This window comes from Paenibacillus sp. FSL H8-0280, from assembly GCF_045040665.1.
Classification (GTDB): Bacteria; Bacillota; Bacilli; order Paenibacillales; family Paenibacillaceae; genus Paenibacillus; species Paenibacillus xylanexedens_A.
Genome location: NZ_CP150296.1, coordinates 2,364,719 through 2,377,757 on the forward strand (window position 1 = coordinate 2,364,719; position 13,039 = coordinate 2,377,757).

Here is a 13,039-nt window from a genome sequence, read left to right on the forward strand (position 1 = left end):
CTTAATAAGGAAAGAGGGTAGGGCTCGTTCATGTTATTCTACGTACTTGCAGCACTGGTACTGATCGTTCTTGCTCTTCTGTGGGCAGGAGGGCTTTATTTTTTCAAAACGGCCATTCGCCGTACACCAAAAACGTTTTTGGTAGATAATCCAAATCTGATGCCTGAACCGGACAATGAAATCATTAGCAGTGCTTCTGACCTGAAGTGGCTGGATGCTCAGCCTACAGAAGAGATATCTCTTCAATCACATGATGGATTAAAACTGTATGGTACATGGCTCGGTTCCAATAAAGGGTCGGATCAGACGGTTATTCTGGCACATGGTTATTCGGGTAGAGGCAGAGAAATGGCTGGATTTGCCCGGTTTTATGCGGAAAAGCATGGTTATAACGTACTCATGCCAGATGATCGAGGTCATGGACAGAGTGAAGGTGATATCATCGGTTTTGGCTGGTTAGATCGGAAGGATTATGTCCAGTGGACCAACTGGGTGCTTGAAAAAGTGGGTACACAAGGGGAAATCATTATGCACGGCATATCCATGGGAGGAGCAACCGTACTGATGACAGGTGGTGAAGCCCTGCCGACTCAGGTTAAAGCGATTGTGTCTGATTGTGCGTATACATCCGTGGAAGAAGAACTGACGTTCCAGTTAAAGCAATTATACAAGCTACCTGCATTTCCGTTTATACCTGTCACAAGTCTGATCTCCCGGTGGAAAGCAGGGTATTCCTTTAGAGAGGCTTCGGCTCTCAAGCAGCTTGCCAAAGTTAACGTTCCCGTGTTATTCATCCATGGAGAGGCTGATACGTTTGTACCAACGAAAATGGTGTACAGGTTGTATGAAGCCTGCCCAACCGAAAAGGAATTGCTGACCGTCCCCCGTGCGGGTCATGGTACAGCGTTTCAAGTCGATCGCACCGGATATGAGGCGGCACTGGAATCCTTTATGAAGAAAAATCTGTCACCTGCTTTTAATTGATTTTTTTGTGACAATCTGGGTATTAAGTAGAAGATGCAAATCATTTACTAAACGATGGGGGTGTTTTAATGGGAAACGAACAATTTGAGGCTGCGCGAAAAGCAGAGGCAGGTTATCATTCCAATTTCTATCAGAATAATGAATTATTCGCCTCCGGTACCTGGATGTCGAGGCCCATGCCTATGGTGATGGATATGCTGGAACGTCTACTTGCTCACAAGGAGGAGTTGCGTGTCCTCGATCTGGGATGCGGAGTGGGAAGGCACACGATACCGATTGCACAGCGCCTTGCAAAAACGAACAGTGAAGTCATCGGTGTGGATTTACTGGATGAGGCCGTAGACGGACTTCGCAAGTATGCGAAAGAATATCAGGTTGATCATATCGTACAGGCAGTGAAAGCAGATGTTGAACATTATGCTGTGGAGCCAAACTATTTTGATTATATCGCTGCTTGTTCTTGTCTGGAACATGTCTCAAATAAACAAGCCTTCATGGAAGCGATAGACCGGTTACAGGCCGGAACTCGCACAGGGGGCATTCATTGTATTACGATGAGTACCAATGTGGAGGAAAAAGAAATCAATTCAGGCAAGGAGATTGAACCATTAATTGAACTGAACCTGCCCACAGCCGAGGCGATTGCTATACTGGAGGAAGCCTACAAAGGCTGGAATATTCTGCTTCAGGAACATGTTACACAGACGATTGAAGAGGAAAAGTATGATGAACCGACACAATTTCGTTGTGAACTGCTTCGTTTTGCTGTACAAAAGCAATAAACTCTCTGCCGGGACCTGACAATGGACCCGGCACTCTTAATGTGTGGTCTGAAGGGAGATGGTTAAGGATGAATACATATGTAATAGGGATGGATGGAGGAGGGAGCCACACGCGTGTGGCTGTCGCAGATCAGAACGGGAAGATTTTATCCTATGTGCAAAAGAATGGTTGCAACCGCTATCACGATACTAATGCTGAGCAAAATGTGCTGGAGGGTATCGCTGAAGCGATAACTCAAGCCGGGCTCAAGTCGAGTCAGATCGCCTCCATTCAGGCAGGAATGGCGGGTCTGAATCGGCCTGAAGATACAGTTTGGGCGGAGGCATTACTCGCTCGTACGGGGATTACAGGCAGGATCAGTGCGGTAAACGATACACACATCGCACATACAGCGGCCTTCGACGGTGAGCCAGGCATTGTCGCTATTGGAGGAACAGGATCTCTGATCCTTGGCAGAACCGAACAGGGAGCTTGGCTCCGCAATGATCAGTTCGGACATTACGCGCCTACAGCAGCACGTTTTTTAGCTTACGACACAGTTCATTCCATCCTCGCGGGACGTTATGAGTTGCAGGATGAAGAATGGATTGAGCAGGTTTTAACGTATTGGAATGTTGCCTCAATTCGAGAGCTCGCTGCGCTGGGGATAGCCGGTTTTGCCGAAGATAAACAGGCGACCAACCGGAAATTTGGTCAGATGGCGTCTATGGTGACTGAAGCTGCTGATCGGAATATTCCCCTCGCAATTAGGGTGTGCGACTCGGCTGCTGACACGGCCGTTGTGGGCATCCTGATGCTGGCATCCTGTTTCGATCAGCCCACAGTGTCCATGACGCTTACCGGAAGCTGTCTGAGTTCACCATATATGGTGGAGGCTGTTCAGAAAGGACTGGATGCTGCCTATATGCGCGAAGGCAGAAGAATTCAATACATAACCAGTAACTTGCCGGCAGTTGGGGGCGCACTGCTGGATGCCTATCATTTGGCGCAGATCAACGTATCGGATAACGTCTTAACTGTGCTTCAATCGGAGCTGAATCGGCACACGACTTGAACTTTTAGAGGCTAACGACTACAATACGATAACGGAAACAAGCAAGGTATAGGAGGAATCAAGGTGTTAATTAATCTGAAAACACGCATACAGGAGCCGGAAGTACAGGAACTATTGTCCTACTCGGTCTTTCCTGATCCGGATCACTTGAACCGTGCGTTGCAACAATATGTAGAGAAAGACGAATTGCAAATGGGCGGTTACGAAGATGAGGGACAATTGATCGGTCTGATTGGATATGAGAAGACAGGAACAAGTGAGGTTACCATTCATCATATCTCGGTTTTGCCTGAGAACCGCTTTAAAAATTATGGACGTGGTATGATCTCACAACTGTTGGCAACATACAATCCTGATAGACTGATTGCTGAGACCGAGCTGGAAGCCGTCGAGTTTTATCGGAATACGGGGTTTGTGGTATATAGTCTGGGTGAATTATACCCAGGTGTGGAGCGATTCCGTTGTGTGCTTGAAAAAGAGGAAGATACGGACGAAGAGTAGCACAGAGACCTTTTATTACTTTAAGAAATATATGGATTATCATCAGTACAGGATGTTGGATTTGGCAATGAGCTGAGTCGGACGTCCTGTTTTTTTGTCGTTTTCATCAAAAAAGCAGGAAAAAAGTATTGCTTTGTAAGATTGTTTCATTATAGAATAGTTTCACAGAAGAATAGTTCGTTAAGTGAACTATGTAGATTCGGGAAAGGAGAATGAAGAATGAATACACCGGATGCAAAAAGTTTGGTGAACCGCTATTTGGATGCTTCCTTTATGGTCAATAAGCGGTTTGATACGCGGATACGCGAACAAGTGGGGCAGACCATAACGACCGATCAGTTCTGCGCACTTCGTCTGATTGAAGAGAAACCTTCCTGCACGCCCTCTGATCTGGCAGAGCTTTTGTGCATAGGCAAGAGCAGCATTACCGCTTTGGTCAACAAGCTGGTGGATCGCGATCTGGTTCATCGGGCCGGAGATGAACGTGACCGCCGCGTTGTATATCTGACACTGACGGATACCGGACGACAAGTATACAGGGAAACAGAACAGGAAATACAGCAGATTCTGGAGCCGTACCTGGTTCATTTTAAACCGGAAGAAGTCCGAATTTTCATTGAATCTTTTGAGAAGCTTGCAGCTTTGCTATCGCATGAAGGAGGACGGGAGAACGAATGAGAACGATACTAAAAGCAAGATGGTGGTTAATGGGGCTATGGGTTGTTGTAGCTGCCGTGTTGATGTTTACCGCCCCTAACATGAGTGAACTGATTCGGGAAAAGGGACAGTTTTCGGTTCCGGAAGGGTACTCTTCCACCCAAGCAGCAGCAATTTTGAATGAAGCTGCAGCACAAAAGGGAGAGCAGCAAGGCAGCCAGATCGCTCTTGTATTTTATAATCCGGATGGTCTGGGTACCACGGGAAAACAAGAGGCAGAGAAGGCTATTAAAAACTTGGAGGCCGACAAGGAGAAGTTGGGCATTCTGTCCATTCTGGAACCTTTCTCTCAGCCTGAATTGTCCGAGAAGATGATCTCAGCTGATGGCAAAACGATTCTAACATCGCTATCCATTGATCAGGGAGATCGTACGGTCAAGGAAATGCGGGAAGACCTGAATGAAGCATTGAAGTCCGTCAATGTGGAGCACTACATAACCGGTAAAGGTCTGATTGATGAGGACACCATTGAAAGTTCCCAAGAGGGGCTTAAGAAATCGGAATATATTACAGTTGTCTTTATTTTACTCATTCTGTTCCTGGTCTTCCGTTCGTTTGTAGCTCCGTTTGTACCGCTGCTGACGGTAGGGATCAGTTACATTGTATCGCAACAGATTGTTGCATTCCTGGTGGATGGGCTGGACTTCCCGATATCCACGTTTACACAGATCTTTATGGTCGCCGTCATGTTTGGGATTGGTACGGATTACTGCATCCTGCTGATCAGTCGGTTCAAGGAAGAACTGGCTCATCATGAGAATACGTGGGATGCCATCATTGCTACCTATCGTACTGCCGGTAAAACGGTACTCTTCTCAGCACTAGCTGTGCTGGTTGGATTCATTGCGATTGGCTTTGCCCAGTTTATGTTGTACCGTTCTGCGGTTGCCGTAGCTGTAGGTATTGCAGTGATGATGCTTGCCTTGGTGACCATCGTACCATTCTTCATGGCAGTGCTGGGCAAGAAGTTATTCTGGCCGTCGAAGGGTTCACTTGAACATGCGGAGAGCAAGATCTATGGTGCAGCTGGTCGCTTTTCACTTAAACGTCCATGGGCTGCGCTGCTCATCGTTGCAGCTGTCTGTGTGCCTCTTCTGGCAACCTACGATGGCAAACTGTCGTTCAATAGTCTCGATGAGATTGGTGAGAAATATGATTCCGTAAAAGCGTTTAACATTATCTCTGACAGCTTTGGTCCGGGTGAATCGCTGCCGGGTCAGATCGTTATCCAGAACGATGAAGCGATGGATAATGCGAAATATATGGCCGTTGCCAAGAAAATTAGCCGGGAAGTAGAGAAGGTAGCCGGAGTCTCTGGTGTCCGTAGTATGACACGACCTACGGGTGATGAGATTAAAGATTTTGAAGTTACACAGCAAGTGGGAACATTATCGGATGGACTGGGTGAAGGCAAGACGGGTCTGGACAAAATCCGTGATGGCCTGAGTGAAGCCAGCAGTCAGCTAAGTAAAAATGAACCACAGTTAAAAGAAGCTGCTGATGGAGCAGGTGAACTTACCAAAGGAACCTCCCAGTTGCAATCGGGTATCACGCAACTCAGTGAGGGACTAGGGCAGATTGAAAAAGGTATTCGAGATGGTTCCGCAGGTGCAGGGGATCTGAAAGCCGGACTTCAGCAAGCGAAAACGAGTGCAGATCAGCTTGCGCAGGCGAACAATCAGTTGCTTGAAGCCTATCGTCAGGCGGGAGCAGGGGTCGCTGCACTGGGGGATGGAACCCGCGAACTGGAACAACAGCTGAACGGGGTTTCAGCAGCTCTAACCAGTCTGTCCGAATCCTTCACAGCACTTGAAGAGCGTTATCCTGAATTGCAGCAAGATGCTGATTACCAGCGTATCAAAGGCACGATTGGTGAAACAGGTTCTGGCACAGCGCAGCTTGCTCAAGGTTTGGGTCAGATTAAGACCAAGCTGGGAGACGCCGCTGCTGGAATTAATCAGGCCAATGAAGGGTTTGCCTCCGCAGCAGCCGGACAAAAGGCGCTTGCCGATGGCCTGGGCCAGATTGTAACGGGAATCGGTCAGTTGCAATCCGGTCTCAAACAGGCTGCGGATGGTCAGGGCAAAGTGATTAGTGAAATTCCTTCCATTCAGGATGGACTTGGCCAGCTTCAGGGTGGTCAGAAGAAAATCCAACAAGGCTTCTCGGATCTGAGTGGTCAGCTGACACAACTGACAGATGGCTTGAATCAAAGTGTCGATGGTATTAAACAGGTATCCGGGGGGCTGGATTCAGCGCAGGACTACCTGACGCAATTGCAAAATTCACCAGATTCCGATCTGGCAGGCTGGTACGTTCCTGATGAAGCACTGAACAGCAAAGACTTCACACAGGTATTTGATACGTATCTGTCTGAAGATCGGAAAACGATGACGATTGATGTTATTTTCGCCGAAAATCCATACGGAACAGAAGCCATTGATCGTGTTCCTGACATTGAGGCGGCAGTACATCGCGCGGTACAAGGCAGTACGCTTGAAAAAGCAGACATCGCCATAGGTGGCGTTACGAGTACGTTTGCAGATTTGCAGGAGATCTCGAATAACGACTATACACGTACTGTAATGTTGATGTTGGCAGGTACATTCATTATTCTGGTCGTGCTGCTTCGCTCGGTCATTATGCCATTGTATCTGATCGTTTCCTTATTACTGGCTTATTTCACATCGATGGCGTTAACCGAAGTGATCTTTGTTAATATCCTCGGATTTGCAGGCATTAGCTGGGTTACTCCGTTCTTCGGATTTGTTATGCTGATTGCACTTGGTGTGGATTATAGCATCTTCCTGATGGACCGTTTCAATGAGAACAAAGGCATGAAAGTACAGGATGCGATGTTGTACGCGATGAAGAACATGGGCACCGTTATTCTATCTGCCGCGGTCATTCTGAGCGGTACATTTGCTGCGATGTATCCATCCGGTGTTCTCTCAATGATGCAGATTGCCACAGTAGTCCTTAGCGGACTGATCTTGTACTCTCTGCTGTTCCTGCCATTCTTCGTCCCAGTGATGGTGAAGATGTTTGGCCGGGCCAACTGGTGGCCATTCCCGAACAAGGAACAATCAGATTCCGTTGATTCGGATCGGACCATAGGCATGTAATGCATTGCAATGGATTAGGCTCTGCCGCGTTATACGGCAGGGCTTTTTTCTTTTTTTACCTCTACAGAGAAGAAATATGGTTTTATGCAAAAGAAAGGTACATGCCTAAGGACACCATCCCGCGCCTTGTCTTGCCACTCATCATAAGATATAGAGCAGTTCATTATTGTTCAGAGAAATCACAGCAGAGAGGGGCGACGGGATGGTATATCGATATGTGGCTATAGGAGATTCATTAACGGTAGGTACAGGAGCGTTGCTGGGCACCGGCTTTGTTCCTTTATATCGGCGAATGGCGGAAATGAATGTTCGTACGTTTGTATCCATGGAAAATATGGGCGTGAATGGACTGACGTCGGGGGAAATGTTGCAGATGATCTCTTCGCATCCCCGAGTGCGGCAATCGCTCCGTGAAGCGGATATCATTACCATATCTATTGGCGGGAATGATCTGATTCGTACGTTTAAAGCAAGTAATGGCATTCCAAATGCCAGCAAAATGACACAGGTGCTCGGAGAAACCCGCAGTAATGTATCCCAGATCATGCGGCACATTCGGCAGTTAAAGCGCAACAATGAGTATATGGTCCGATCCATCGGATTGTACAACCCGTACCCACAAGCGACGGAAGCTGCGTACTGGGTGCGCCAATATAATTCGTTTCTGAATGGAGCGGGATCGGGCAACTATGCGTGTGCTCAGGTGTATGACAGGTTTGAAGGTCGTGAGCGTGAACTGTTGTTCTGGGACAGAGTACATCCCAATGCAAGAGGATATCGTGTCATTGCAGAGCAGCTTAATCGGACTGGATACTATCCATTCTCTTGATAGTTTCGGAACTGAACTAGACCGAGCGATGGACTTCCTTTAAGATAAATAGAAGACAGTTCCATTTTGTGAGATAAAGGGGTTAATTTTTGGTGCAAAACATCGATTCCGGTTCCCTCCATCCTTCAGAGCAGCAGCGTATATCCGAAGTGTTGGCCTTATATGGTTTCACATCGGACTGGAAAGGCGAGCGTGGAAAGGGTGGGATGAATAATTCTACTTACATGCTCCATGTAGACGGGACTAATTACGTCATGAGACAATATGAAACACATAATGATCCGATGAAAATCACCTTTGAACACGAGGTGCTGGCAGCCCTCCAACGTTCGAACTTTAAGCTTGATACACCTTCACCTGTAAGGCGGTTATCTGGTGAGGGAGGTACATTCCTCCCTGTAAAAGAACCCCTCACAGGTCATACCAAAATCGTGACTCTGTTTCATTATAGGGAAGGTGTCAATCCCATCTGGCTTACACCAGATCAATTGATAGGGCTCGGTAAAGCGGCGGGGGCCCTGTCTTCTGTTATGGTTACGTTGGATATACCACTTGAACCTGTATACCCACCGTACTATCGAATTCAGGATGCGTATCCGCTCTGTTCACCAGAACGATTATTACAGCTATGCACATCGCCGCCGGAGCAATTGGCCGCATGTGCGAATGAGCTGAAGCAACTGAGAGATGAGCTGCCAGATCTGTTTGAAGCCCTGCGGGGTATGGAACATCTGCCGCATCAATTGGTTCATGGGGACGTGAATGCCTCGAATGTATTGGCCGATCAGCAGGATGGTGAAATCTGTGCCATTTTGGATTTTGAATTTGCGACATGGGATTTGCGGGTAATGGAGCTGGCTGTTCCGATGTCTGACCTCCTTACCATGGACAAGAGTGAAGATTGGATGTGGCAGGCACAGGAGGGACTGATCAGGGGATTTCGGGAACAGGTCAGCCTGAAACCGGAAGAGTTGCTGGCCATACCTCGATTGATTTTACTGCGTAGTCTGGATGTGGTCATGCATTTCATCAGTCGGATGTTCGAGGGTACAGATGAGCCGAAAGTGGCTGTGGAGCAGATTGTGAAACTCAAACAGCGGATTGACTGGATGCGTCTTCATGAAGAACGACTGCGTGAGATATTGGTGTATTAATATCGTTGTTAAGAATAAAGTGCACTGTTTCTGCTCATACGAGGGCAGAGATCAGTGCACTTTTATTGGTTAGAAAAGTGATATATGAAGATTACGGCGTATAGCGGATGACATTACAATCCACGTTTGCGGAACCAACTGCGGACAGCCCAGCGGCGCTCCTGACGTTTTTTGTATTTGGGTAACGAACGATAAACGTTCAAAGATTGCTCGTATGCCTGTTTTGCATCAGCATTGCGCCCAAGGGAACGGTGAACCGAGCCGAGCAGATAATAAGCTTCACTGGAAGAGGAATGAATCTCCTGAAACTGATGCACATAATCCAGCGCTTTGTCCTCATGCGTATCTTTGAAGGCTCCAGCAAGGGTTAGGTACGGGCGTCCGTACTTAACTCTGGGGTTGATCTCGAGGGCTTGCAAAATATGACGTTCGCCTTTTTCGATGTTACCCAGATGAAGCTCAGTTGTCCCTAATGCCTCCCAGTACTCAGCCGATTGTTCGTATGGGCGCTCCAGTTCAAGCAATAAGGCATGTGCCTCACTGTAACGCTTGCGCTCAATTAACAGGCGAGCCAGTTCCAGCTTGGAAGAAACTTCATTGGGACTCATGGCAAGCTGTTGCCGAAGCCGTGAGATGTTACGCATACGTTTGAGAGGTTTCGTGAAGCTTGGGAACACCCCAACGTAACGACGATCCAGAAAATACAGTATAACGAGTAAAATGAGGATGGCAATGAACGGATTACCTACAATCCGCCATAAAAGGCCAAAGATAAGAAATTTAATAAGCACAGGTTCAACTCCATTTATGATGTAATCGCGTTTCGTACACTTAAAATATATTTCGACTGATCCAGCGGGTTAACTCCTCTGCGTTTGCGAGTATGATTCACATCCGCAGGACAATCTTGGTATCCGGCAAACGAAGTCGTAAGCACTCCGCGGCCGCTTGTCTCGGAACGCAGTTTCACCGGATAATCCATTGAGGTAGCAAGAGGCATAACTCCTTCAATAATACAACGTCCGCTACCAATGACGGGGGCTTCGAAGGTTGCCCGCATATGTACCAGATCGCTAAGGGCCTTACCGCCGTATTCTTCCGGGACCGTCAGCCGGAACTGAAGAAGGGGTTCCAGCAACGTGGTACCTGTTCTCGACAATCCATCCATGATTCCCATAGGCGTGGCTACAACAAAATCCAGCGGATGTGTATGCCAGACATGATGTTCCCCTTCTACCAGCGTGATGCGCAGATCGGTTACTTCCCAACCGAGCATACCTTGAGACAAGGCTTCCGGAATTCGTCGTTCAACTTCATTCTGATAACGTAACAGCAGATCATCTGTCCTTACGGTTGAGGCATAGATCAGACCGCTTCCGCGAGGCAAAGGTTCAATCTTGAAGCGGAGGATGGCCCAGCAGGGCTTAGGCATCGTATAGGCGATGTAACCTTCTCCGGCTGTACGGGGTGTCTCCTTATAGATGACGGATGGCGGATCGAATACAACATCCAATCCGAAACGACTCAGCAACAGGCTGGATAAAATCTCAAGCTGAATGGTTCCCATGACCTTGAGATGCAGTTCTCGTTCCTCCGGCAACCATTGCAGGTCGAGTAAGGGGTCTTCATCCGTCAACTCTTGCAATGCTGCGACAAGATCGGGGTAACGTGCCGGGTCCTTGCCATGTACTTGTACGGTCAGCAAAGGCACAGCCATCTGTGGCAGAGGAGGTACGCCTTCAGGATTGCCGATAATGTCACCCACATGGGTGTCACTCAGTCCATACAGCACAGCAATCTGCCCCGCGTGAACGGCACCGGTATCCGCCCATTTCGACCCATCCATGCGGCGAATCTGCGTCACTTTCTCTTCAAGCTCCCGCGTCGAATTACGGATGGTATCCCGATTGTGTAAGCTGCCACCATACATACGGACGTAAGCCGTACGTCCCATCGTGCGATCACGTTCAATTTTGAACACAACACCGGATACGGGAGAATCCACTGGTTGTGCAGGTGGGGGCAGGAATGCAAGGACTGCGTCCAGCAATGCCGTGACGCCAATTCCTTTGCCGGAAGCACCATAACACACAGGGAACATCTCACCCTGATGTACATACCGCAGGAATGCTTCATTCAGATCCCTTTGCGATAACGGAGTCTCCTGGATGTAGGCTTCCATGACCTCTTCGTCCAGCTCGGCAAGTATCTCGACCAGACCTGGAATGGAAGGTGTGCCATTTGACAGAGAATCTTGATTCGGGTTCCATAGGGAGTCGATGCCATGAAATGAATCTTCATGGAGCTGATACGCTTGGATTTCGCATGCGAAAGGGGACAGGGTGGAACGAATCTGCTCCATTACCGCTGGTGCAGACGCGCCAATCCGATCCATTTTATTGATATAGATGATGGTAGGAATGCGAAGTGAACGAAGTGCATGCCAGATGGCTTCACTCTGGGACTGAATGCCTTCAACAGCCGACAGAATGAGAATAGCGCCATCCATTACCCGTAGCGTTCGCTCTACTTCGGAGCTAAAATCAATGTGACCAGGCGTATCAATGAGGTCAATGATGGTGTTCTTCCAGATCAGAGAGGTCATGGCTGCCTGAACGGATATGCCACGTTCTTTCTCAATGTCCAGGGAGTCTGTGGCTGTTGTTCCGTCATCTACACGTCCCGGACTGCGGACGACACCACTCTCAAATAACATATGCTCGGTGGTGGTTGTTTTCCCCGCATCCACATGGGCGAAGATGCCAATATTCCTGCGATTCAATTCGTTTAACATGGAATGCTAAGCTCCTCTGACAACGGAATGCAATGTTTCCGACAAGTAATAATCCAGATTATCATACCACATCTTCCATATGGAAGAATATGTGGATATATATGATTAGACCCAGGAACCTACGTCCAGTCTGGTTCTATTTTAACGAGAACTGTTCATGGTTCTGCGGTAAGCTGCGGGCGTTGTACCAGTTAATTTTTTGAATTGACGGTAAAAGTGGGGCAGGCTGTCGAACCCGCAAGCATCGGCAACGGCTGCCATCGTCTCATCACTTTGCACCAGATGCTCTTTCGCCATAATGACCCTTCGCGCTAATGCGTAATCCGTTAGAGTCATACCCGTGTATCGTTTGAAGGCACGACTGAAATGGGCAGGGGATACAGAGGCGTACTGCGCCAGTTCAGGGAGGGAAAGGCCATTCCGAAGGTTATCGTCAATATGAGAGATCGTAGAAGAGAGCCATGAGGGACCCGGAGCGGATTTACCCGGATTCGCAGGTCCTGCTGCTTCCAGACGTTCCAGAAAAATGAGTAACAGTTGCAGCCTTAACAGGGCCGCATGTGCGCTTAGATGATGACCGAGCTGGAATTCGGACTGAATATCATCAATGAGGGCGGCGACCTGTGATTGCTCCTCTGTGTTCAGATGCCTCTTATACACGCGTTGTTTACGACAACGTTCAAACAGGCTTAGCAAAGAAGAAGAAGCACCTCCGGCGGTGGATGCCAGCAATCCCGGGCTGAAGAACAATGCGGAAGATGTGACAGGATTGCCTGCATCCGGCAAGGCTCGATGAACCGTGCTCCCCGGTATAATGAACAGATCTCCTTCTTGCATATTCTCAAGTCCCGTATCAATAAAGATGCTTCCCTGTCCACGATATACATAGATAATTTCATGCCAGTCGTGAAGATGATCTGGCAATTCGTTCTGAGGGGATTTGGTGTCGCTGTACACCAGGCGGAATGGAATACCGGATTCTGCCTGAATAGTCGTACGAACAGGTGAACGTTCCATAAAGCTCCTTTCCAGACGATCGTCTTCAACGAGATGTTAAGCCTGGTCATTAGAGAGTATATTTACCGCAATATAAGCAAT

The 13,039-nt window shown here is 48.1% G+C and carries 11 protein-coding genes; 8 read left to right on the forward strand and 3 right to left on the reverse strand.

Annotation, left to right across the window (positions count from 1 at the left end):
- Positions 1–30: 30 nt before the first annotated feature.
- The 8 genes from MHI12_RS10635 to MHI12_RS10670 all read left to right on the forward strand — a co-directional run bounded on the left by MHI12_RS10635 (position 31) and on the right by MHI12_RS10670 (position 9,147).
- Positions 31–984 (forward strand): alpha/beta hydrolase, encoded by a 954-nt coding sequence (locus tag MHI12_RS10635; protein WP_405172341.1) that lies wholly within the window; start codon positions 31–33, stop codon positions 982–984.
- A gap of 68 nt (positions 985–1,052) precedes the next feature.
- Positions 1,053–1,766, forward strand: a complete 714-nt coding sequence (locus tag MHI12_RS10640; RefSeq protein ID WP_405172342.1) for a class I SAM-dependent methyltransferase — start codon at positions 1,053–1,055, stop codon at positions 1,764–1,766.
- Between the two features lie 68 nt (positions 1,767–1,834).
- On the forward strand, positions 1,835–2,821 hold the full coding sequence (locus tag MHI12_RS10645) for an N-acetylglucosamine kinase (RefSeq protein WP_405172343.1): 987 nt from the start codon (positions 1,835–1,837) through the stop codon (positions 2,819–2,821).
- A gap of 63 nt (positions 2,822–2,884) precedes the next feature.
- Entirely contained in the window at positions 2,885–3,322 is a 438-nt protein-coding gene (locus MHI12_RS10650) for a GNAT family N-acetyltransferase (protein ID WP_405172344.1), read from the forward strand.
- A gap of 219 nt (positions 3,323–3,541) precedes the next feature.
- The gene (locus MHI12_RS10655) at positions 3,542–4,000 is read left to right on the forward strand and encodes a MarR family winged helix-turn-helix transcriptional regulator (protein WP_307413774.1); all 459 of its coding nucleotides are present in this window, start codon (positions 3,542–3,544) and stop codon (positions 3,998–4,000) included.
- Positions 3,997–7,164 (forward strand): MMPL family transporter, encoded by a 3,168-nt coding sequence (locus MHI12_RS10660; RefSeq protein WP_405172345.1) that lies wholly within the window; start codon positions 3,997–3,999, stop codon positions 7,162–7,164. The genes MHI12_RS10655 and MHI12_RS10660 overlap by 4 nt, the downstream gene beginning before the upstream one ends.
- A 202-nt stretch (positions 7,165–7,366) precedes the next feature.
- Positions 7,367–7,993, forward strand: coding sequence for an SGNH/GDSL hydrolase family protein (locus MHI12_RS10665; RefSeq protein WP_091032011.1), 627 nt, complete (start codon positions 7,367–7,369; stop codon positions 7,991–7,993).
- Positions 7,994–8,085: 92 nt separating this feature from the next.
- Entirely contained in the window at positions 8,086–9,147 is a 1,062-nt protein-coding gene (locus MHI12_RS10670; protein ID WP_405172346.1) for a phosphotransferase, read from the forward strand.
- 113 nt (positions 9,148–9,260) lie between these two features.
- On the opposite strand, the gene MHI12_RS10675 is transcribed toward MHI12_RS10670, so the two are convergent.
- From MHI12_RS10675 to MHI12_RS10685, 3 genes are all read right to left on the reverse strand, one after another.
- The gene (locus MHI12_RS10675; RefSeq protein ID WP_026081149.1) at positions 9,261–9,938 is read right to left on the reverse strand and encodes a lipopolysaccharide assembly protein LapB; all 678 of its coding nucleotides are present in this window, start codon (positions 9,936–9,938) and stop codon (positions 9,261–9,263) included.
- Positions 9,939–9,952: 14 nt separating this feature from the next.
- Positions 9,953–11,941 (reverse strand): GTP-binding protein, encoded by a 1,989-nt coding sequence (locus tag MHI12_RS10680; RefSeq protein ID WP_405172347.1) that lies wholly within the window; start codon positions 11,939–11,941, stop codon positions 9,953–9,955.
- A gap of 141 nt (positions 11,942–12,082) precedes the next feature.
- A complete protein-coding gene (locus tag MHI12_RS10685) occupies positions 12,083–12,958 on the reverse strand; it encodes a helix-turn-helix domain-containing protein (protein ID WP_405172348.1) in 876 nt (291 codons plus the stop codon).
- Positions 12,959–13,039 lie beyond the last annotated feature (81 nt).